At 40.5% G+C, this 23,194-nt stretch carries 21 protein-coding genes; 13 read left to right on the top strand and 8 right to left on the bottom strand.

The genetic code is table 11. The features are described from left to right. The first annotated feature begins 52 nt into the window (after positions 1 to 52). The gene (gene glnS / locus VXS03_RS02190; protein ID WP_327761737.1) at positions 53 to 1,717 is read left to right on the top strand and encodes a glutamine--tRNA ligase; all 1,665 of its coding nucleotides are present in this window, start codon (positions 53 to 55) and stop codon (positions 1,715 to 1,717) included. A gap of 76 nt (positions 1,718 to 1,793) precedes the next feature. Here glnS and VXS03_RS02185 read toward each other — a convergent pair whose 3' ends face one another. From VXS03_RS02185 to VXS03_RS02170, 4 genes are all read right to left on the bottom strand, one after another. After that, positions 1,794 to 2,834, bottom strand: coding sequence for a linear amide C-N hydrolase (locus tag VXS03_RS02185; RefSeq protein ID WP_327761736.1), 1,041 nt, complete (start codon positions 2,832 to 2,834; stop codon positions 1,794 to 1,796). A 170-nt stretch (positions 2,835 to 3,004) separates the two neighbouring features. Next, entirely contained in the window at positions 3,005 to 3,451 is a 447-nt protein-coding gene (fur, locus tag VXS03_RS02180; protein WP_080156859.1) for a ferric iron uptake transcriptional regulator, read from the bottom strand. A gap of 434 nt (positions 3,452 to 3,885) precedes the next feature. Continuing rightward, entirely contained in the window at positions 3,886 to 4,413 is a 528-nt protein-coding gene (gene fldA / locus VXS03_RS02175) for a flavodoxin FldA (RefSeq protein WP_327761735.1), read from the bottom strand. Between the two features lie 353 nt (positions 4,414 to 4,766). After that, on the bottom strand, positions 4,767 to 5,531 hold the full coding sequence (locus VXS03_RS02170; protein ID WP_327761734.1) for an alpha/beta fold hydrolase: 765 nt from the start codon (positions 5,529 to 5,531) through the stop codon (positions 4,767 to 4,769). Between the two features lie 104 nt (positions 5,532 to 5,635). Here VXS03_RS02170 and seqA point away from each other — a divergent pair, with 104 nt between their 5' ends. Together seqA and pgm are read left to right on the top strand one after the other, a co-directional pair. Continuing rightward, a complete protein-coding gene (gene seqA / locus VXS03_RS02165; protein WP_327761733.1) occupies positions 5,636 to 6,178 on the top strand; it encodes a replication initiation negative regulator SeqA in 543 nt (180 codons plus the stop codon). 31 nt (positions 6,179 to 6,209) lie between these two features. Next, positions 6,210 to 7,856, top strand: coding sequence for a phosphoglucomutase (alpha-D-glucose-1,6-bisphosphate-dependent) (gene pgm, locus VXS03_RS02160; protein ID WP_327761731.1), 1,647 nt, complete (start codon positions 6,210 to 6,212; stop codon positions 7,854 to 7,856). An 83-nt stretch (positions 7,857 to 7,939) separates the two neighbouring features. On the opposite strand, the gene VXS03_RS02155 is transcribed toward pgm, so the two are convergent. Further along, entirely contained in the window at positions 7,940 to 8,725 is a 786-nt protein-coding gene (locus VXS03_RS02155; protein WP_327761730.1) for a DUF1853 family protein, read from the bottom strand. Positions 8,726 to 8,852: 127 nt separating this feature from the next. Here VXS03_RS02155 and VXS03_RS02150 point away from each other — a divergent pair, with 127 nt between their 5' ends. Together VXS03_RS02150 and VXS03_RS02145 are read left to right on the top strand one after the other, a co-directional pair. Next, positions 8,853 to 9,056 (top strand): DUF2517 family protein, encoded by a 204-nt coding sequence (locus tag VXS03_RS02150; RefSeq protein WP_327761729.1) that lies wholly within the window; start codon positions 8,853 to 8,855, stop codon positions 9,054 to 9,056. A 185-nt stretch (positions 9,057 to 9,241) separates the two neighbouring features. Next, on the top strand, positions 9,242 to 10,000 hold the full coding sequence (locus VXS03_RS02145) for a Nif3-like dinuclear metal center hexameric protein (protein ID WP_327761728.1): 759 nt from the start codon (positions 9,242 to 9,244) through the stop codon (positions 9,998 to 10,000). A 104-nt stretch (positions 10,001 to 10,104) separates the two neighbouring features. On the opposite strand, the gene VXS03_RS02140 is transcribed toward VXS03_RS02145, so the two are convergent. Beyond that, positions 10,105 to 11,394: a citrate synthase gene (locus VXS03_RS02140; protein WP_080156853.1), complete on the bottom strand. Its 1,290-nt coding sequence runs from the start codon at positions 11,392 to 11,394 to the stop codon at positions 10,105 to 10,107. Between the two features lie 380 nt (positions 11,395 to 11,774). Here VXS03_RS02140 and sdhC point away from each other — a divergent pair, with 380 nt between their 5' ends. The 8 genes from sdhC to sucD all read left to right on the top strand — a co-directional run bounded on the left by sdhC (position 11,775) and on the right by sucD (position 21,402). Beyond that, positions 11,775 to 12,185: a succinate dehydrogenase cytochrome b556 subunit gene (gene sdhC, locus VXS03_RS02135; protein WP_327761727.1), complete on the top strand. Its 411-nt coding sequence runs from the start codon at positions 11,775 to 11,777 to the stop codon at positions 12,183 to 12,185. Then, complete coding sequence (gene sdhD / locus VXS03_RS02130) at positions 12,179 to 12,526, top strand: succinate dehydrogenase, hydrophobic membrane anchor protein (protein WP_327761726.1); 348 nt, start codon at positions 12,179 to 12,181, stop codon at positions 12,524 to 12,526. Before sdhC ends, sdhD begins: the two co-directional genes overlap by 7 nt. Next, positions 12,526 to 14,292, top strand: a complete 1,767-nt coding sequence (gene sdhA / locus VXS03_RS02125) for a succinate dehydrogenase flavoprotein subunit (RefSeq protein WP_327761725.1) — start codon at positions 12,526 to 12,528, stop codon at positions 14,290 to 14,292. Before sdhD ends, sdhA begins: the two co-directional genes overlap by 1 nt. 15 nt (positions 14,293 to 14,307) lie before the next feature. Continuing rightward, positions 14,308 to 15,021, top strand: a complete 714-nt coding sequence (locus VXS03_RS02120; RefSeq protein WP_327761724.1) for a succinate dehydrogenase iron-sulfur subunit — start codon at positions 14,308 to 14,310, stop codon at positions 15,019 to 15,021. Between the two features lie 110 nt (positions 15,022 to 15,131). After that, positions 15,132 to 17,963, top strand: a complete 2,832-nt coding sequence (sucA, locus tag VXS03_RS02115; RefSeq protein WP_327761723.1) for a 2-oxoglutarate dehydrogenase E1 component — start codon at positions 15,132 to 15,134, stop codon at positions 17,961 to 17,963. Positions 17,964 to 17,989: 26 nt separating this feature from the next. Then, a complete protein-coding gene (gene odhB / locus VXS03_RS02110) occupies positions 17,990 to 19,210 on the top strand; it encodes a 2-oxoglutarate dehydrogenase complex dihydrolipoyllysine-residue succinyltransferase (RefSeq protein ID WP_327761722.1) in 1,221 nt (406 codons plus the stop codon). A 153-nt stretch (positions 19,211 to 19,363) separates the two neighbouring features. Then, positions 19,364 to 20,530: an ADP-forming succinate--CoA ligase subunit beta gene (gene sucC, locus VXS03_RS02105; RefSeq protein ID WP_327761721.1), complete on the top strand. Its 1,167-nt coding sequence runs from the start codon at positions 19,364 to 19,366 to the stop codon at positions 20,528 to 20,530. Then, on the top strand, positions 20,530 to 21,402 hold the full coding sequence (gene sucD, locus VXS03_RS02100) for a succinate--CoA ligase subunit alpha (RefSeq protein ID WP_327761719.1): 873 nt from the start codon (positions 20,530 to 20,532) through the stop codon (positions 21,400 to 21,402). The genes sucC and sucD overlap by 1 nt, the downstream gene beginning before the upstream one ends. Positions 21,403 to 21,504: 102 nt before the next feature. On the opposite strand, the gene znuB is transcribed toward sucD, so the two are convergent. Next, positions 21,505 to 22,290 (bottom strand): zinc ABC transporter permease subunit ZnuB, encoded by a 786-nt coding sequence (gene znuB / locus VXS03_RS02095; RefSeq protein ID WP_327761717.1) that lies wholly within the window; start codon positions 22,288 to 22,290, stop codon positions 21,505 to 21,507. Positions 22,291 to 22,292: 2 nt separating this feature from the next. After that, entirely contained in the window at positions 22,293 to 23,054 is a 762-nt protein-coding gene (gene znuC / locus VXS03_RS02090; protein WP_327761716.1) for a zinc ABC transporter ATP-binding protein ZnuC, read from the bottom strand. Positions 23,055 to 23,194 lie beyond the last annotated feature (140 nt).

The raw sequence follows: 23,194 nt of genomic DNA, 5'->3' as shown, positions 1-23,194 counted from the left end.
ATTGATGAACTGTACATAATTCTCAATCCTGTAAGTACACGAGGTGTAATAGATGAGTGAATCTGAAGCTCGTCCAACTAACTTTATCCGTCAAATCATTGATACGGATTTAGCAAGTGGCAAACATACAAGCATACATACCCGATTCCCGCCAGAACCAAATGGTTATCTGCATATCGGTCATGCGAAATCTATTTGTTTGAACTTCGGTATTGCTCAGGACTATCAGGGTCAATGTAACTTACGTTTCGATGACACCAACCCTGAGAAAGAAGACATCGAATATGTTGAGTCTATTAAAAATGATGTTAACTGGTTAGGCTTTGAGTGGAGTGGTGAGATTTGTTATTCATCAAACTACTTTGATCAGCTTCACGGGTTTGCCATTGAATTAATTAATAAAGGCTTAGCATATGTTGATGAGCTAAGTCCTGAGCAAATGCGCGAATACCGCGGTACGTTAACGCAAGCGGGTAAACATAGTCCTTACCGCGATCGTAGTGTCGAAGAAAACTTAGCCTTATTTGAGAAAATGAAGAACGGCGAAGTTGAAGAAGGCAAAATGTGTCTACGTGCGAAAATCGACATGGCATCACCGTTTATGGTTATGCGTGATCCGGTTATTTACCGCGTTCGTTTTGCAAATCACCACCAAACAGGTGATAAGTGGTGCATTTACCCAATGTACGACTTTACGCACTGTATTTCTGATGCGTTAGAAGGCATTACGCATTCTATCTGTACACTTGAATTTATGGATAACCGTCGTTTATACGATTGGGTTCTTGAAAACATCACCATTGATTGTACGCCACATCAGTATGAGTTTAGTCGTCTAAACCTTGAATACACTGTAATGTCTAAGCGTAAGCTAAACCAACTTGTGACAGATAAATTAGTGAACGGTTGGGATGATCCACGTATGCCAACTATTTCTGGTCTACGTCGCCGTGGCTTTACACCTGGCTCAATGCGTGAATTCTGTAAGCGTATTGGTGTGACTAAGCAAGACAATACCATTGAAATTAGCTCACTAGAATCTTGTATTCGTGATGATCTAAATGAAAATGCACCTCGTGCAATGGCGGTTCTAGATCCTGTTAAAGTTGTGATTGAAAACTTTGACGGTGAGACTGAAACGTTAACGGTTGCTAATCACCCTAACAAACCAGAAATGGGTACACGTGAAGTACCATTTAGCCGTGAACTTTACATTGAGCGTGAAGACTTCCGCGAAGAAGCGAACAAGAAGTACAAGCGTTTAGTTTTAGGTAAAGAAGTACGTCTACGTGGCGCATATGTGATTCAAGCTGAACGTATTGAAAAAGATGCTGAAGGCAATATTACGACTATTTACTGTACTTACGATAAAGATACGCTAGGTAAAAACCCAGCTGATGGTCGTAAAGTAAAAGGCGTTATTCACTGGGTGTCTGCACAAGCGGGTATTCCAGCAGAAATTCGTTTATACGATCGTCTATTTACTGTACCAAATCCAGGTGCAGCAGAAGATTTCGTATCAGTGATTAACCCTGAATCTCTGACGGTATTGCACGGTTTTGTTGAACCAGCATTGGTTGCAGCAGAAGCTGAAAAAGCATACCAGTTTGAGCGTATGGGTTATTTCTGTGCTGATAACAAAGATTCAAGTGCAGACCACCTTGTATTTAACCGTACTGTAGGTCTACGTGATACTTGGGCAAAAATCGGTGACTAATTAGTCGTTGATATTTGTTGAAAAGCGCCTATTTCAGTAATGGAATAGGCGCTTTTTTATGTCATTTTGACCGTTATTAGTTACTTGAATCAATGATTTTTTGTGTAATGTCGCCAGCTAAGTCATTATTGGCGAGAGTAAAATTGATGTTTTTTTGTGATTGTTGAATAGCTTTAACATCATAGTTAAATTGAGTATAAATATTGCCCCATTGATATCGAATGTAGGTTTGACCTGATTGCAAATGGGTATTGATTGTATATTCAGTAGCATAACCAGCCATTTTGCCATTAACTGGGCGATTGGGAGCATCATGAGGAATACGAAATACTGTTGAATCTAGTTTTAGAATGCCGTTTATAATACTGGTTGGTTGTTTTAAGTGTTTTGAAAAGTATGTGGTATGAATAAAGCGATCTTCCGGATTTGTATTGCCCCCCGTCCCTAAGTTTGTTTGGCTCCATTGGGTATCTTGCTCTCCCCAACCGCGTGCTGAACGTTGAACATTCGCCAGGTGTTGTGCGTAACCGGGCTGATTTGTCATCACGGTGTATTTTTTACCATGCCAAATTTGTGGTTTGCCATTTCGCCATTCGATAATAGCACTATCACCAGTTGGATCTTGAACTGAAATATGAAGTGCGATTCGTACTGGAATACCTTTGATAAGCTCTTCAATCGGTGGTGTATCTTTGATGGCTGCTACTAATTCATTAACGTCTTTATATTGTGATAATAGGTGACGTAAGTACGTTATTGCCCCTGCTTTTTGTTGTGGGTCTGATTTGCCTAAATCCATCTCTGCATCATAAAGAACATTCCCGCTTAATCCTTGTGAATTTATACCATCCATAACAATGCTATAGGCGGTTATTCCGGTAACGGCATATTTAGCATTAACATTATTTAATTGACTTAAATGGGTGGAATATTTAGAGCCTTGAGGGAAATTGACTAATGTCGGTTGGGTTGATTCTGACCAGTCCATGGTACGAGCAACAAAGGTGCCTTGATCTTGAGTTTGCCATAAAACACGAGTGCAGGCATTGGCAACCGATGACATAGAGCCTAAAGATAAAGCAGTGATTAGAGCGACAGTTAATGAATTCGATTTCATGATTAATTCCCTATATAAGTAACTAACTGATATATGTAATTAACCATTATTTGTCACGCAACCAATTGTAACGTTATTTGAATCGTGATGTGGGTCGCGACAAAGATTGAGTGATAAAAAAACCAGTGATGCTGATCACTGGTTTTTAGGGCGAAAATAACTAGTCATTGTTATTTTTCGTCGTGTAACGTTTCATCGGCATTACAATCGCCATCCATGCAATGACCATATAGGTACAAGCTATGGTTTGTTAAACGAACATTGTAGCGTGCCGCGATGTCTTTCTGGCGTTGCTCAATCATTTCGTCTGAAAATTCAATTACTTTACCACAATCAAGACAAACGAGATGATCATGATGATGTTGAGTGGCTAATTCGAATACCGATTTACCACCTTCAAAATGGTGACGAGTTACAATGCCTGCATCATCAAATTGGTTAAGGACACGGTAAACGGTCGCAAGGCCAATTTCTTCACCGATATCGATGAGTTTTTTATACAGGTCTTCAGCACTGATGTGTTGGCAATCAGGTTGTTGAAGCACTTCTAAAATCTTAAGACGAGGAAGTGTTACTTTAAGACCAGCTTGCTTTAGCGCGTGATTATTATCTGACATCCGATTTTCCTGTTGGCTAGCTGCAAAAATGTTGCAGTAGTCTTTCTCATATAGATTCATTATAAGTGACGCAACGATAACAATAAACCTTAAAAGGTCAGTTATCTAGCAGAAGTGTTACTTTTATTTTTCTTGTCGATTTGTAACGAAAATGTAAATAAACACCTCATCATACCAGTTTATATAGTGTGTTGTCTTGTTTGATTACTATAAGGTAAGTTTGGTTAAGCTGTCGTTAAACTTATGGTTTTTATTTTTAGAGTTTAGCCATTGAATGAGCGAATTGATAAATTTTTGTTATCGTTGATTACTATTGAAATTATAGCGGTAGGTAAGAATATGTAGCGGGATGTTATTGTCTGAAGCCGTAATATATTTGGTAAAAATAAAAAACGCGCTGTTGAAGCGCGTTCTTTGTGGATTGCTGTTAGTGATTAGTCAGCAAGTTCAGCTAGGCACATCTCATCAAAAATTTGATTAACCCATTGCTCAACACGTGATGCTGTTAGCTCTGGTTGACGGTCTTCATCAACACATAGACCAACAAAGTTTGCATCATCAACTAATGCTTTTGATGCTTCAAACTCATAACCTGAAGTTGAGAAATTACCAACAATTGTGCCGCCTTTGCTTTCAACGATGTCACGTACTGTACCCATCGCATCACAAAAGTATTCTGCGTAATCTTCTTGGTCACCACAACCAAAGATAGCAACAAGTTTGGTTGAAAAATCAACTTGCTCAAGCTCTGGGAAAAAGTCATCCCAATCACACTGTGGTTCACCATAATACCAAGTCGGAATACCTAGTAGTATCAGATCAAAGTTGTCGATATCTTCTTTGCTGCTTTTTGCGATATCTTTTACTTCAACTAGCTTGCTACCTAGTTGCTTCTGAATCATTTTAGCGACAGCTTCGGTGTTACCGGTGTCGCTACCAAAGAAGAGTCCAACGCTCGCCATAGTAGATATTACCCATATTAAATTGTTAACTGCTATTTGGGCAGTTTACAGAAATCAGTATAAACGACACAATGATAATTACTTTTTGATGGCGATTTGATGTTTTTTCGCCCAAATATCATCATTGTTTATTGTAGCCCTGCATCTCAAGGGCATGATAGCTCGTAGTTAATGACGTTAGCTTGCTCAGTCGCTGCTTTCATTGCATTACTCTAGAGCAGAAGATAGCAATAAGCCGCGTGGAATTACTATCAAACATCAATAGACTATATCACAGTAGAGTAAGGGATTTAATAGTTAGTCCTATAGTCTACTGTAGTTAATCTTCAATTATGCTGGTGTATTATTTTGGCTTATTGATTCAAAAATTGAAGAATAATGCGATTTACTGTGGCCGATTTTTCAGCATGAAGCCAATGCCCTGTATTGGCAACCACATGTGCTTTGGCATTTGAAAATTGCGCCATAATTGCGGCACGGTATTGAGGTTCAATATAATCAGATAACTGTCCCTTTATAAATAGAGTGTTACCCGTGAAGGGTTGCGATGCTGGGTGCCAACCCATTATAGTGGCATAGTTCGCAATTAAGCTTTCGACATTAAATCGCCATTGGTAACCGGTCTCTGTTTTTACCAATGATTTTAATAAAAATTGGCGAACACCTGCATCATTAATATAACGCGCTAAATACGCTTCTGCTTCACTACGTTTAGTGAGTAAATGGCGATTAACTTCACGTAAACCATCAAACACATTTTGATGGCGGTGACCTTGATAGGCGACAGGAGCAATATCGATAACAATAAGGTGATTGATGCGTTGAGGAATGATAGCGGATAATGCCATTGCGACCTTACCACCCATCGAGTGGCCAATTACATCAAATTGGTCAATGGCCAAATGATCGAGAGTCTCAATAATATCTTGAGCAAGATCTTGATAGCTAAATTGATCACTATGAGGGGATAAACCATGGTTACGAAGATCGACGCTGATCACGTGGTAATGGTGTTTTAATTCTCGGGCTAAAAGACCAAGATTATCTGCACTGCCGAACAAACCATGGATCAAAACGATCGTTTTACCCTTGCCTTCAGCACGAAAATGAAGATTCACAGGCTATTTTCTCTAGTTAGGTGTGGTATTTACCATAGAGTATAACCTCGGATCAGGCTATAATCGTACCCAGAATTTTAAACGGAATGATAATGAATAATACCATGAAGACTATTGAGGTAGACGAAGAGCTATATCGTTATATCGCTAGCCAAACTCAACATATTGGTGAAAGCGCTTCTGATATTTTACGTCGCTTGCTTATGGTGCCAGAAGAACAATTGCAGCAACCTGCAGTTGTGATGCCTGTCCGTCCTAAAGGCATCGTTGTGAGCAGTGATGCTGGTAATGAGCCAACCATAGATCGCGTTAAAGAAATGCGTACGGTGTTAATTTCAGATGAATTTGCGGCACAGGAAAAAGCCATTGGCCGCTTTATGCTGATCTTATCTTCTCTTTATCGTATTGATGCTGATGGTTTCGCAGAAGCTGCGGCAATTAAAGGACGCACTCGCGTTTATTTTGCCCATGATGAAGAAACATTACTCACCAGTGGTAAAACAACTAAGCCAAAAGCTATTCCCACAACCCCATTTTGGGTGATCACAAATACCAATACAGACCGAAAGCGTCAAATGATTGACCAATTGATGACGAAGATGGGGTTTAGTTCTGATATTATTGATAAAGTTTGTGGTGAAATTTAGTCACTATTAAGTTTTTACAAGGATTAAGACAATGGCAATCCATCCTCGTGCGGGTCAACGCGCTCAGCAAGAAGATATGCATAATATTCCAGCACTTGTTGCTAACTATTTTCTGATTGAGCCAACTATTACTGATCCGCTACAAAAAGTAGCCTTTGGTACTTCTGGACATCGTGGTACTGCTGATAAAGGAACGTTTAACCAGCACCACATTTGGGCTATTGCTCAAGCAATCGCTGAAGTTCGTCTAGCAAATGGCTTAACTGGACCGCTATTTTTAGGTAAGGATACCCATGCTTTATCTGAGCCTGCGTTCACGTCAACATTGGAAGTGTTGGTCGCGAATAATGTGAAAGTTGTAGTACAAGAAGGGTTAGGTTATACACCAACGCCAGGCATTTCTCATGCCATTCTTTGTCACAATAAAGCCTATGCAGATAAAGCTGATGGCATTGTCATTACTCCATCGCATAATCCACCACAAGATGGCGGCATTAAGTATAACCCTGTTCACGGTGGCCCAGCTGAAAGTGAGCTAACTACCGCTATTGAGCAACGTGCGAACGATATCATTGCTAATGGTATGGTTGACGTAAAGCGTGTGTCAATTGTTGATGCTTTTGCTTCTGATCTTGTTGTCGAGCAAGATTTAGTTGCACCTTATGTTGCCGATTTGGCTAACGTTATTGATATTGAAGCGATTCAAAAAGCAAACTTAAAGCTAGGTGTTGATCCACTTGGTGGTTCTGGTATTGAGTACTGGCGTCAGATTGCACAATATTATGCTTTAGATTTAACTTTAGTTAATGATTCTATTGATCCATCATTCCGTTTCATGTCATTAGACAAAGACGGCGTGGTACGAATGGACTGTTCATCACCTTATGCTATGGCAGGTTTACTTGCTTATAAAGATAACTACGATTTAGCGTTTGGTAATGACCCTGATTACGATCGTCACGGTATCGTAACTCCTGCTGGCTTGATGAATCCTAATCATTACCTTGCCGTTTGTATCGACTATTTATTCCGTCACCGTAGTGAGTGGAGTAAAGACGTTGCTGTTGGTAAAACTTTAGTATCAAGTGCTTTAATTGACCGTGTTGTTGCAGCATTAGGTCGTGAATTAGTTGAAGTGCCTGTTGGTTTTAAATGGTTTGTTGATGGCTTGTATAACGGTTCTTTGGGCTTTGGCGGCGAAGAAAGTGCGGGAGCTTCTTTCTTACGTAAAGATGGTACGCCTTGGTCAACCGATAAAGATGGTATTCTTTTATGTCTACTTGCTGCAGAAATCACAGCGGTAACAGGTAAGAACCCACAACAATATTATGATGAACTTGCTGCTGAGTTTGGTAGCTCAGAATATGCGCGCCTACAAGCTGTTGCTAATAAAGAACAAAAAGCAGTATTAAGCAAGTTATCTCCAGAAATGGTTGCAGCTGAAACATTGGCTGGCGAACCTATTCTTGCTCGACTAACACATGCTCCAGGTAATGGTGCAGCGATTGGTGGCTTGAAAGTAACCACAGAAAACGGTTGGTTTGCAGCTCGTCCATCGGGTACAGAAGATATCTACAAGATTTATTGTGAAAGCTTTAAAGGTAAAGAGCATCTAGCTCTTATCGAAAAAGAAGCTCAAGATATCGTAAGTAAAGTCTTTAGTGATGCTGGTTTATAATAATTTAGCGTCATAACGGATAATACATTCGAAAAAACGCCCTAATTACTCTCTTTGTTATTGAAGGAGTATTAGGGCGTTTTTTATAGCTCGCGATTATGTCGAGGCCAATGGTTTGGCACTATAAACCAAACACTATCATTATTATCAACAGCTTGAGTAGGAACTGCAATTTTAGTGATATCTAGTGTTGTCGTTAATTGCGAAAAAGGAGGAGGCGCAATCCATTGGCGTTTCTCTAATGCACGTAGATTAAGTGTCGATGCTTGCGAGCAATAGCACCAATGCCCTTTTTTGCTGGTGGGGTTTATCACTATAGCTGAGCCTGATTGAGTTTCTGGCCAAGCATCAAATAAACGTCCTTGCATAATTAATCTACGCCGTGTTGGTAGAGAGTAATCGAGATGATTAAATGCAGGGTGAGTTGTCAGTTGGAGTTGATGATTCCGCATTCTATTTATTTTTTTATCTAAATTATCGTTAGCGTTTGGCCCCGGCCATTGGTGCTGAAAGCTTAAATAAAATTTGATAGCCACTTCCCAATGTTCAAGTTCATCATTGCTATGGTTATGGACTAAAAAATCAATGGCGCCGGCCGTCTGATGTTGCCATTGTAATTGAATTTCTTCACCAATCAGGCTGTAATCTGGATGATGTATAATCAATTGCTGCCATAGCCATTGATAATAAAAACCTAAACGGGTGTTGCCGTGGTAGTTAACATTAGTTGGAATAATGGCATTTTTTGAAAACTGGTGTAGCCATTGGTTACTGATGCTGTAATCACCATCAGTAACAAGATTAGGCATCGTCAACAGCGCATTAAAATCAGCTGTAGTGTGATAATTAATATCATGTTTCTGTAACATGTTGACACATTCCTCAAGGTAAACGTTTTCTTTATCGTTGTTGACTAATTATTAACCCAATTTCTGTAGTATTCTTTCATTTATTGGATTAAAGTATCAATAGGTTTATAAAGAGCAGGTGTTAGCAATGTATACGCAATTTTCAGTAATGAATATTATCTCTCGTCGTATTTATACGGTTTTATTAGGGTTCGTGTGTTTTCCTGTACTGCTTTTTATTCCTATTAATAAACGTACACGACTTACAAGTTATATGTACCGTTGTTGGTCACAAACAAGCACGAAACCATTGTGGTTATCACGGCTAGAGCATAGTATTCCACGCCGTTAGTTGATCTATTTAATATGACGATTTGTTGTTGAAAAAGCTGCCAATGGTGGCTTTTTTTGTATGTCTAATAATATAAGTACACAGAATGGTTGGTGTTGTTAATTGAGATTATCACCAAAGGCTGATATTTTTTATAGAAGCAATTGTAGAGTCAACGGCATAACGTTATTAAAAAAGGTTGGGTAATGAATAATCTTAAATTAGAAGCTTTGTTAAATGATTTTTTATCACCACACTTGATGAAAGATTATTGTCCTAATGGGTTACAGGTAGAAGGCAACACTGAGATAAACAAGGTAATTACGGGAGTGACAGCTTGCCAAGATCTGATTGATCGTGCTGTTACTGAAGGTGCCGATGCTATTTTAGTTCACCATGGTTTTTTCTGGAAAGGTGAGCCGGCTGAAATTCGAGGTATGAAATATCGCCGTATTAAGGCTTTAATCGAAAATGGTATTAATCTCTACGCTTACCATTTGCCACTTGATGTTCACTCACAGGTGGGTAATAACGTTCAATTAGCGCAGCGTTTAGGTTTAAGTGTTATCGGCGGTTTAGACGTTGGTAATCCGCGCTCGATTGCGATTTATGGTGATCTTGATACACCATTAACAGGCGAAGAATTTGCCGCACGGATTGCAATGGCATTACAACGTGAACCCCTGCATATTGGTGATAATGCACCAGCGTTAATTAAAAAAGTAGGCTGGTGTACTGGCGGTGGCCAAGATTATATTGAACTGGCAGTACAGCAAGGTTGTGATGCCTTTATTTCAGGTGAAGTATCCGAGCGTACAACCCATATTGCGCGTGAATTGGGTATTCATTATTTTGCCGCAGGGCACCATGCAACAGAACGTTATGGTGTTAAAGCTTTGGGTGAGTGGTTAGCACAAGAGCATGGTATTGCGGTTGAATTTATTGATATCGATAATCCAGTATAACTAATTACCTTGATAGAATTGGCAATTATACTGTTGTTTTTAAAAAATAAAAAAGGTTGAGCTTTTGTCTCAACCTTTTTATTTACTCGAACCTCGAACTTTAGTTACTCACGTTCATGAAGCGGTTTAAACTCTCGTTGTGAATAACCCGTATAAAGCTGACGTGGACGACCAATACGATTAGTTGGATCGCTGTGCATTTCGTTCCAATGCGCAATCCAACCAATAACACGTGACATCGCAAAAATAACCGTAAACATCGAGACCGGAATACCAATCGCTTTGAGAATAATACCTGAATAGAAATCAACGTTCGGATATAGTTTCTTACTGACAAAATATTCATCTGACAGTGCGATACGTTCAAGTTCCATTGCTACATCAAGTAATGGATCATCAATTTTAAGTTCTTCAAGCACTTCATGACAAGCTTCGCGCATCACGGTTGCACGTGGATCGTAGTTTTTATATACCCGATGGCCAAAGCCCATTAAGCGGAATGGATCATCTTTATCTTTGGCTCGCTCAATAAATTCCGGAATATTATCTACGCTACCAATCTCTTCCAGCATTTTCAGACAGGCTTCATTGGCACCACCGTGAGCAGGTCCCCAAAGAGAGGCAATACCTGCAGCAATACAAGCAAACGGATTGGCACCTGAAGAACCGGCTAAACGGACAGTTGATGTTGATGCGTTTTGTTCATGATCGGCATGAAGGGTGAAAATTTTATCCATTGCGCGTGATACAACTGGGCTGACTTCATATTCCTCACATGGCGTAGCAAACATCATATGAAGGAAGTTTTCAGCGTAATCGAGATCATTACGAGGATAAATAAAAGGTTGGCCTGTGGTGTATTTATGACACATTGAAGCCAAGGTTGGCATTTTAGACAGTAATCTAAATGCGGTTATTTCACGGTGAAGATCATTATTGATATCTAATGAATCATGGTAGAACGCTGATAAAGCTCCGACGACACCACACATAATTGCCATTGGGTGGGCATCACGGCGAAAGCCATGGAAGAAACTTGCGATTTGCTCATGCACCATGGTGTGGCGAGTAACTGTAGTACGAAATTGTTCATACTCAGCACGGGTAGGGACTTCACCATATAACAGAACGTAACAGACTTCTAAGTAATCAGCATTATTCGCTAATTGATCGATAGGAAAACCACGATGTAGCAGAATTCCTTTATCGCCATCAATATACGTGATTTGAGATTCACATGAGGCTGTCGCTAGAAAACCTGGATCAAATGTAAAAAAACCGTTTGCGCCTAGTTTTCGCACATCGATTACATCTTGGCCCTCTGAGCCCTCGATAATCGGCAGTTCGATAGGTGCTTTCCCTTCTATATGAAGAGTAGCTTTCTTATCTGCCATAACAATCTCCTTTGTTATTTGTAGAATCCTGAATCCGAAACGGATGTATATTTGTTGTACCGCTCGGTGAAGCAATTGTCAATTTTTGTATTCATCAATGTGCGCTTGTTAATAACTTTTCCATATTTGTGTTTTTTTTGTGAACTTGGTGTGTAATAACATGTAACCAAGTTTGTTTTTGAATGTTACGCTAGGTATAGTTGCGTTGATATTTGGTTGTGATATGGATGAAAAGTTGTTAATAAACTGCGCAAAGAATGCGGTTGAAAGACAAAGCGATTATATTGCTCAACACTTTGCTTTTAATGGTAACGTAGCATTTTTTAACTGTTTCTTGATGGCTCACTATAGGAACAATCAAAGCGTTTAATAAAAATAAGATGCTTTTAATAAAGCTGAGTGAGCAAAATGTGAAAGTAAAGAAGCCTAGACCCGTCAATCTCAACCTACAAACTATACGCTTTCCCTTAACGGCGATTGCGTCAATTCTACATCGTGTATCGGGCGTGATTACGTTCGTTGCTGTCGCTATTTTATTATGGCTATTGAACTTGTCATTATCTTCCCCAGAAGGATTTACTACTGTTGTCAGTGTGACTGATAGTGTGGTGGTTACATTGGTACTATGGGGAATATTAACGGCGCTGTTTTACCATATTGTACTAGGTATTCGTCATTTATTGATGGATTTTGGCTATTTTGAAGAAATGGAAACCGGCCTTGCTAGTACTAAAGTGAGCTTTGTTATTGTCGCGATATTATCCGTGTTTGCAGGAGTATTAGTATGGTAGCCAGTGTCTCTTCTGTCGGACGTAACGGCGTACATGATTTTATTTTAATTCGTGCCACAGCCATTATTTTGACGTTATATACTTTTTATTTAGTAGGCTTTTTTACGTTTGGTGCCGAAATAACTTTTGCGTCGTGGCAAGCGTTTTTTGGGCAGCTGACCACGAAAGTATTTACTCTGTTGGCATTGGTTTCCATTTTAATTCATGCGTGGATCGGCTTATGGCAAGTGCTTACTGATTATATTAAACCTGCAGTATTAAGAGCGTGTTGTCAGTTTGCTGTTGTCGCAATTTTATTTATTTACCTATTTTCAGGTTTCTTCATTGTGTGGGGTGTGTAGTGAGCATTGCTGTTCGTGAATTTGATGCCGTTGTTATCGGCGCTGGTGGTGCAGGAATGCGTGCTGCACTACAAATATCAGAGCAAGGCTTAAAATGTGCCTTGCTATCAAAAGTGTTTCCAACCCGCTCTCATACGGTGTCTGCACAAGGAGGAATCACGGTTGCCTTAGGGAACTCTCATCCTGATAATTGGCAATGGCATATGTATGATACGGTGAAAGGTTCTGATTATATTGGTGATCAGAATGCGATTGAGTATATGTGTGAAAACGGTCCTAAGTCTGTTATTGAATTGGAAAAAATGGGATTACCTTTTTCTCGATTTGATGATGGCAGTATTTATCAACGTCCATTTGGTGGTCAGTCAAAAGAGTTTGGTGGTGAGCAAGCGGCACGTACGGCGGCGGCTGCCGATCGAACGGGTCATGCTTTATTACATACGCTTTATCAGCAAAATATTAAACACCACACCACAATTTTTTCTGAATGGTATGCGCTTGATTTAGTGAAGAATGAAGATGGCGTTATTCTAGGCTGCACGGCTTTGTGTATGGAAACTGGCGAGGTGTGTTATTTCAAAGCCAAAGCAACAATCCTAGCAACAGGCGGGGCGGGGCGTATTTATGCATCCACTACTAACGCCCATATTAATACTGGTGATGGCGTAGGTATGGCATTACGTGCTGGTGTACCTATGCAGGATATGGAAATGTGGCAATTTCATCCGACTGGTATAGCAGGTGCTGGCGTGTTGGTAACTGAAGGTTGTCGTGGTGAAGGTGGCTATTTACTGAATAAAGATGGCGAACGTTTTATGGAGCGTTATGCACCAAATGCTAAAGATTTAGCTGGCCGTGATGTTGTCGCTCGTTCGATGATGGTTGAAATTCGTGAAGGGCGCGGATGCGATGGTCCATGGGGGCCTCACTTGAAGTTAAAACTTGATCACTTAGGTAAAGATGTTCTTGAATCGCGCTTACCCGGTATTTGTGAATTATCGCGTACATTTGCCCATATTGATCCTGTTAAAGAGCCAATTCCTGTTATTCCAACCTGCCATTACATGATGGGGGGCGTACCGACACAAGTATCTGGTCAAGCATTGAAACAAAATGCGAATGGGGCGGATGAAGAAATTCAAGGTTTGTTTGCCTGTGGTGAAATTGCATCAGTATCAGTACATGGGGCTAATCGTTTAGGGGGTAATTCATTACTTGATTTAGTCGTCTTTGGACGCGCAACGGGATTGCATCTAGGTAATACATTATTGGCACAAGCTGAAGCTAAACCTGCGACAGAAGCGGATATAGAAGCCTCACTTGCTCGCCTTAACCGTTGGAATAATACTCAAGAAGGTGAAGATCCTGTTCAAATTCGTAAAGACTTGCAGGCATGCATGCAAAACAACTTCTCGGTATTTAGGGAAGGTGAGGCAATGGCTACTGGTTTGGAAGAGCTAAAAGCAATTCGTGAACGACTACAGCATGCGCGATTAGATGATACGTCAACTGAGTTTAATACTCAGCGTATTGAGTGTTTAGAACTAGATAACCTCATGGAAACCGCAATGGCAACAGCGATTGCCGCTAATTACCGTACTGAAAGTCGTGGTGCTCATGCTCGATTTGATTTCCCCGATCGTGATGATACTAATTGGCTATGCCATTCGATTTATAATCCAGAAACAGAAACGATGACGAAACGTGATGTCAACATGACGCCTATTCATCGAGAAGCGTTTCCGCCAAAAGCACGTGTTTATTAACGGGAGATCACTACGATGAAACTGAATTTTTCAATTTACCGTTACAATCCTGACGTTGATGATATTCCGTATATGCAAGATTATCAGCTTGATGTGGCTGATGGCTCAGATATGATGGTGCTAGATGCGTTGATTTTACTTAAAGAACAAGATGCTAGCTTGTCTTTCCGTCGTTCTTGTCGTGAGGGTGTTTGTGGCTCTGATGGTATTAACATGAATGGTAAAAACGGATTAGCTTGTATTACTCCATTATCAGCGTTAATCAATACCAGTGCGATTGTCATTCGTCCGTTACCTGGGTTACCTGTGATACGTGATTTGATTATTGATATGGAACAGTTCTATAGTAACTACGCTAAAGTAAAGCCTTTTTTAATTGATGATGCGACAATACCGCCAGCACGAGAGAACTTACAAGCGCCGGAAGATCGTGCTCAATTGGACGGTCTATATGAGTGTATTATGTGTGCTTGTTGTTCGACGGCCTGCCCATCATTCTGGTGGAACCCTGATAAGTTTATTGGCCCTGCGGGGTTGCTAGCAGCTTACCGATGGTTAATTGATAGTCGTGATACAGCGACTGATCAACGATTATCAGAACTTGATGATGCATTTAGTGTTTTTCGTTGCCATGGCATAATGAACTGTGTAAATGTTTGTCCTAAGGGATTAAATCCGACAAAAGCGATTGGACATATAAAATCTATGCTGCTTCAACGAGCAGTCTAAAAAATATCGATATGTTAGTGGTTCAGTGTTAACCAATCATTGACCACTAACCGAAATGCGCGGTATTAAACCGAAGCCAATGGCGATAAATCAGTAGTTAAGGGAAAGTAATGCAGAATAGCGTTATGAAGGCATGGCTTGAGTCTTCACATTTAGCTGGCGCCAACGCAACTTATGTAGAAGATCTTTACGAGTTGTATCTTAGCGATCCAGAGTTAGTTGATACTCAGTGGCGAGAGGTGTTTGTTGGCCTACCTATCGTTAATGATAAGGTGGTTGAACAACCTCATTCTCGTGTCCGTGATTATTTTCGACGGTTAGCAAAAGAAACTCATTTCTTAAGTGCTGTTGTAAATGATCCTGATGTTGATGCAAAACAAGTTAAAGTATTACAGTTAATCAATGCGTATCGTTTTCGTGGTCATCAAAATGCAAATCTTGATCCATTAGGATTATGGCAACGTGAGCACGTTGCTGATCTTGATCCAGAATTTCACTCGCTAACTGCCGATGATTTTAATGAAACGTTTAATGTCGGTTCGTTTGCTATCGGTCAAGAGACCATGAAACTCAGTGAAATATATGCAGCCCTTAAAAAGACCTATTGTGGTTCAATTGGTGCTGAATATATGCATATTACTGACACTGAAGAAAAGCGTTGGATTCAACAGCGACTAGAATCGGTGATGGGAACAGGATCATTTACTACCGACGAACAATTGTGCTTTCTTGATGAATTGACCGCTGCTGAAGGCCTTGAGCGCTATTTAGGTGCAAAATTCCCAGGCGCAAAACGTTTCTCATTAGAAGGTGGCGACGCCATGATTCCAATGATGAAAGAGTTGATTCGTCATGCGGGTTCACAAGGTGTGCGTGAAGTCGTTGTGGGTATGGCTCACCGTGGCCGCTTAAATATGTTAGTGAACGTATTAGGTAAAAAACCACAAGATTTGTTTGATGAATTTGCGGGTAAGCATGGCGAAAGCTGGGGCACCGGTGATGTGAAATACCACCAAGGTTTCTCCGCTGATTTCTCAACCCCTGGCGGTGATGTACATCTTGCGCTTGCTTTTAACCCTTCGCATCTTGAAATTGTAAACCCGGTTGTTGTTGGTTCAGTTCGTGCTCGTCAAGATCGTTTAGGTGATGATACTGGCGATAAAGTATTACCGATTACCATTCACGGTGACTCTGCTATTGCTGGACAAGGTGTTGTTGCTGAAACCTTTAATATGTCTCAAGCTCGTGGTTATAGTGTTGGCGGTACAGTACGTATTGTTATCAATAATCAGGTGGGTTTCACGACGTCAAATCCTCAAGATACTCGTTCAACAGAATACTGTACTGATATCGCGAAAATGGTACAGGCCCCTATTTTTCACGTCAATGCCGATGATCCACAAGCGGTTGCTTTTGTTACTCGACTGGCGTTTGACTATCGTCATGAGTTTAAGCGTGATGTCGTGATTGATTTAGTGTGTTATCGCCGTCATGGTCATAATGAAGCTGATGAGCCTAACGCTACGCAGCCATTGATGTATCAAAAAATCAAAAAGCACCCGACGCCACGTAAATTATATGCCGATTATTTAACTGACATTGGTGCATTTGGATTAGATGTAGCGACAGGTCTAGTCAATGAATACCGTGATGCATTAGATCGTGGTGAGTGTGTGGTCAAAGAGTGGCGACCAATGAAATTGCACTCCGTCGATTGGGCACCATATTTGGGTCATGATTGGACTGTTGATTGGAAGAGTAAAGTTGACGAGCAGCGTTTACAAGAGTTGGGTAAACGTTTATGTCAGTATCCAACCAGTCACCAACTGCAAAGTCGTGTTCAAAAAATCTATACCGATCGTTTAGCAATGATTGCTGGTGAAAAAGCCATTGATTGGGGTATGGCTGAAAATTTAGCTTATGCAACATTGGTTGATGATGGTAATCGTATTCGTATTACGGGGCAAGATTCAGGCCGTGGTACCTTTTTCCACCGTCATGCGGTGTTACACAATCAAGAAGATGCCAGCACCTATATTCCGTTAACTCACATCCATAATGGTCAAGGGCCATTTGAAGTGATTGATTCGGTGTTATCTGAAGAAGCGGTCTTAGCGTTTGAATATGGTTATGCAACCGCAGAGCCAAGTGGATTAACGATTTGGGAAGCGCAATTTGGTGATTTTGCCAATGGTGCGCAAGTAGTCGTTGACCAATTTATTAGTTCAGGTGAGCAAAAATGGGGACGTATGTGTGGTTTAACCATGCTGCTACCACATGGTTATGAAGGTCAAGGTCCAGAGCACTCGTCGGCTCGTCTTGAACGTTATTTACAATTATGTGCTGAACAAAATATGCAAGTGGTTGTACCGTCAACCCCGGCTCAAGTTTACCATATGATTCGACGTCAAGTTGTTCGTCCAATGCGCCGTCCGTTAATTGTGATGTCTCCTAAATCGTTGTTACGCCATCCATTGTGTACATCAACATTAGATGAATTAGCTAATGGTACTTTCTTGGCGGCGATTGGTGAGGTTGATGCCTTACCTGCTCAAGATGTTCAACGGGTCGTTTTTTGTTCCGGTAAAGTATATTACGACTTGCTAGAACAGCGTCGTAAAAATGAACAAACGAATGTTGCTATTGTGCGGATTGAACAGTTGTATCCTTTCCCGAAAGAAGATGTTGAAGCAGCTATTGCTGATTATCAACATGTGACTGATTTTGTTTGGTGTCAGGAAGAGCCTCAAAACCAAGGTGCATGGTATTCTAGTCAACATAACTTCTATTCTGCTTTACCTGCTGGATCACAGTTACGTTATGCCGGTCGTCCAGCATCAGCGTCACCTGCGGTAGGGTATATGTCTGTACATTTGAAACAACAAAAAGCGTTAGTTGAAGACGCATTAACTATTGAATCTCAAGACCATTCTAATAATTAGAACGAGAACAAAAGGACAATACCGATATGACAATCGAAATTCTGGTTCCTGACCTTCCGGAATCTGTTGCTGATGCAACTGTAGCCACATGGCATAAACAACCAGGTGACACTGTTACTCGTGATGAGGTCTTGGTTGATATTGAAACTGATAAAGTTGTACTTGAAGTTCCAGCTCCTGAAGATGGCGTGTTAGAAGCTATTTTTGAAATTGAAGGCACAACGGTATTAACTAAGCAACTGATTGGCAAGATTAAAGTTAATGCTGTTGCTGGTGAACCAACATTAGATGTACTTGCTGATGCGGAATCATCACCGAATAAGCGTAATACCGCATCATTAAATGAAGAAAATACAGAAGCATTAAGCCCTGCAGTACGTCGCTTGTTAAGTGAACATGGTGTGGCTGCTGAAAAAGTAAAAGGCACTGGTGTTGGGGGACGTATTACACGTGAGGATGTTGATTCTTATTTGAAAAATATTGTTGCTGTACCGGCTGTCGCAAAAAATATCGAAGCAAAAATTGATCACGAGTTACCTTTAGCACACCGCAGTGAAAAGCGTGTGCCTATGACACGATTACGTAAGCGTGTTGCTGAACGTTTACTTGAAGCTAAAAATAGTACCGCCATGTTAACGACATTTAATGAAGTTAATATGAAGCCAATTATGGATCTACGTAAGCAATATAAAGATGTGTTTGAGCAGCGCCATGGCATTCGTCTTGGTTTTATGTCGTTCTATGTTAAAGCCGTTGTTGAAGCATTAAAACGCTATCCTGAAGTAAATGCATCGATTGATGGTGATGATATTGTTTACCATAATTTCTTTGATATTAGTATTGCGGTCTCAACACCACGAGGTTTAGTTACCCCTGTGTTACGAGATTGTGATAAGTTAAGTCTAGCCGAGATTGAAAAAGGTATTCGAGATTTAGCCATTAAAGGCCGTGATGGAAAATTAACGGTTGATGATCTTACTGGTGGTAATTTTACGATTACTAATGGCGGTGTATTTGGTTCGTTAATGTCAACGCCAATTATTAATCCACCACAAGCGGCAATCTTAGGTATGCATAAAATCCAAGATCGCCCAATGGCGGTTAATGGGCAGGTTGAAATTTTACCAATGATGTACCTTGCGCTTTCTTATGATCATCGTTTAGTTGATGGTCGTGAGTCAGTGGGTTATCTAGTGACAATTAAAGAGTTGCTTGAAGATCCTACACGTTTATTACTGGACGTATAAATATTACATCGTTAACCGAATAAGTGCTCATTATTCGGTTAACACTTTTCCTATAACGGGAAACAGTAAACATGGCGCCATGATGAAGAGGTATCAAAGAATATCTCAAATGGATTTAACGAGTCCCAAAGGGATAAAAACGGATAGAACATTATGAATTTGCACGAGTATCAAGCAAAACAACTATTCGCTGAGTATGGTTTACCTGTTCCAGATGGCTATGCTTGTGATACCCCACAAGAAGCGGCTGCGGCGGCAGGTAAAATTGGCGGTGAAAAATGGGTAGTAAAATGTCAAGTTCATGCTGGTGGTCGAGGCAAGGCTGGTGGTGTTGAACTACATGATAATAAAGAAGGTATTAAGCAGTTTGCTCAACATTGGTTAGGCAAAAATTTAGTGACTTACCAAACAGATGCTGCGGGTCAACCTGTAACTAAAGTATTGGTAGAAGCGGCATCTAGTATTGCAACCGAATTATATTTAGGTGCTGTTGTTGACCGTAGTTCACAACGTATTGTTTTCATGGCATCGACAGAAGGTGGTGTGGAAATTGAAAAAGTGGCACAAGAAACGCCACATTTAATCCATAAAGCGGCGATAGATCCTTTAGTTGGACCACAACCTTATCAGGGGCGAGAATTAGCCTTTAAATTAGGTCTGCAAGGTGATCAAGTTAAACAGTTTACACGTATTTTCTTAGGGCTTGGCACTATGTTTGCTGAGTGTGATTTAGCACTGCTTGAAGTGAATCCATTAATTATTACAGATGAAGGCACCTTAGTTTGTCTTGACGGTAAAGTTAATGTGGATGCAAATGCATTATATCGCCAACCTAAATTACGTCAGATGCATGATGCTTCACAAGAAGATGAGCGCGAAGCCCACGCGGCACAATGGGAACTTAATTACGTAGCCCTTGATGGCAGTATTGGTTGTATGGTTAATGGTGCTGGATTAGCAATGGGAACCATGGATATTGTTAATCTTCATGGTGGTCACCCAGCTAACTTTTTAGATGTAGGCGGCGGTGCAACTAAAGAACGTGTTACAGAAGCGTTTAAAATTATTCTTTCAGATAACAACGTTAAAGCTGTCTTAGTGAATATTTTTGGCGGTATTGTACGTTGTGATTTAATTGCTGACGGCATCATTGGTGCTATCGCGGAAGTTGGTGTGAAAGTGCCAGTAGTGGTGCGTCTTGAAGGTAATAATGCTGAAGTTGGTACTGCAAAATTGGCTGATAGCGGTCTCAATATTATTGCTGCTACTTCGCTAACAGAAGCCGCTGAGAAAGTTGTTGCTGCTGCGGAGGGTAAATAATGTCGATACTTATTAACAAAGATACTAAGGTCATTTGCCAAGGTTTTACCGGTGGACAAGGGACATTTCATTCAGAGCAAGCATTAGCTTATGGTACGCAATTAGTCGGTGGTGTTTCTCCAGGTAAAGGCGGCACTACGCATTTAGGCTTACCTGTGTTTAATACTGTTCGTGATGCTGTTGAGGCAACAGGGGCAACAGCCACCGTTATTTATGTGCCAGCGCCATTTTGTAAAGATGCGATTTTAGAGGCCATCGATGCTGGTATCGAATTAATTGTTACCATCACTGAAGGTATTCCAACGTTGGATATGCTGGATGTTAAAGTACGTTTAGATGCCAAAGGCGTACGTATGATTGGCCCTAACTGCCCAGGTATTATTACGCCTGATGAGTGTAAGATTGGAATTATGCCTGGCCATATTCATAAAGCGGGTAAAGTTGGTATTGTTTCACGTTCAGGTACATTAACTTATGAAGCGGTGAAACAAACAACGGATGAAGACTTTGGTCAGTCCACATGTGTTGGCATTGGTGGTGATCCTATTCCTGGTTCAAACTTCATTGATATTCTTGATATGTTTGAAAAAGATCCTGCGACAGAAGCTATTGTCATGATTGGTGAAATTGGTGGAACTGCGGAAGAAGAAGCCGCAGCGTATATTAAAAATCATATCACTAAACCTGTCGTGTCATATATTGCCGGTGTGACTGCACCTGAAGGCAAACGTATGGGCCATGCTGGTGCGATTATTTCTGGTGGTAAAGGCACGGCTGAAGAAAAATTTGCAGCTCTGGAAGCGGCGGGTGTAAAAACCGTCCAAAGCTTGGCTGATATCGGTAAGACATTACGTGATGTGACTGGTTGGTAAACTAACGTAGATGCGTAGTTGATGATCATTGATTGTATAAAAACCCGCTCACAAACTAATGTGTAGCGGGTTTTTTATTTGTAATCTTTGTAATAAAGATTACTAACGTCGAGCTGGTTTAAATTGGCTTAGCATAAATAATGCCGCTGCAGATACCACAACAGATGGGCCTGCTGGCGTATCATAATGCCATGACATAGCTAATCCGATCATGACTGAAATTGAACCAATAATTGATGCAATCACTGCCATTGCCTCGGGGCTATGGGCAAAGCGGCGTGCTGTTGCAGCTGGAATAATAAGCAATGAGGTAATAATTAACGCCCCTACAAATTTCATTGCTACTGCAATCACCATGCCGACCATTAGCATTAATAGTAATCGCATTAAATCAACATTTACGCCTTCAACTTGCGCCATTTCTTCGCTGATGGTCATTGATAATAGTGGTCGCCATAGATAAATAAGTAAGGCTAATACGATAACTCCGCCGCCATAAATCCACATGAGATCAGTTGTGGTAACTGCCAGTAAATCTCCAAATAAATAGGCCATTAAATCAATTCGAACATTATCTAAAAAGCTTACCGCGACTAAACCGAGAGATAATGCACTATGAGCAAGTATGCCAAGTAATGTATCCGTTGCGACATAACGTTGTTTTTGTAATGTCACTAAAATAACCGCTAATACTAAACAACAAATAACCAAGGCAAGGTTTAAGTTAATATTAAATAAAAAGCCTAAAGCAATACCCAGCAATGACGCATGTGAAAGCGTATCGCCGAAATAAGCCATTTTACGCCATACTACAAATGAACCTAACGGGCCTGCTAACAAGGCAATCCCAATACCTGCAATTAATGCAGGAAGTAGAAACTCAATCATTATTAATTATTATCCTGATGATTATTACAGCATGTTGATGGTGTTGTTGAATCATCATGTTGGTGGTTATGTTGATGTTGATATAGTGCTAATTGATCACTGGCTTGGCGACCAAATAACGCAATGTATTTAGGGTGGTTAGTAACACTAAATGGACTTCCAGAGCAACAGATATGGTGCTGTAAGCAGATTACTTTATCTGTTTTTGCCATGACCAAATGTAGATCGTGCGAAACCATTAATATTGCACAATTGAGTAAATCACGTAATTGCTGAATTAAGCGATAAAGCTCTAATTGGCCTGTTACATCAACCCCTTGAACGGGTTCATCTAATACGAGTAAATCCGGCTTTTGAAGTAATGCTCGTGCTAATAATACCCGTTGCATTTCACCACCAGATAAACGGTGCATATCACTTTCCATTAAGTGTGCGCCATTAACCATGGTCAATGCTTCATGACGTTGTGCTAGTGAATAACGCCCAGCTAAACGCATAAATCGATCGACAGAAAGAGGTAGGGTACTGTTTAGATGAAGCTTTTGTGGAACATAACCAATCCGTAATCCTTTTTGGCGGATGACTTTACCTAATGTTGGTTTCTGTAAACCTGTGATCACTTTAACCAAGGTGGACTTACCTGCGCCATTTGGGCCGATAAGGGTCGTGATTTCACCACGCTCTAATTTGAGTGCAACATTATCTAAAACATTACGTCCAGAGAAGGCCACTGTGAGTGATTGTAATTCTACTAATGTTGTCATAATGCGAGCTTAAAATAAGAGTTTGCCAGAATGTGATGTTATATTATAACATCTTCGTTTTACATGTGTTACTGTTAATACGCGCCGATTATAGCCAATTGAGAAAAATTTCTTTGCTGATAATCAATAATTTTTGCTGC

This window comes from Photobacterium sp. S4TG1 (genome assembly GCF_036040035.1).
Taxonomy (GTDB): domain Bacteria; phylum Pseudomonadota; class Gammaproteobacteria; order Enterobacterales; family Vibrionaceae; genus Photobacterium.
Note: the sequence above shows the minus strand (reverse complement) of the source record. Positions and strands in the feature narration are given on the sequence as shown.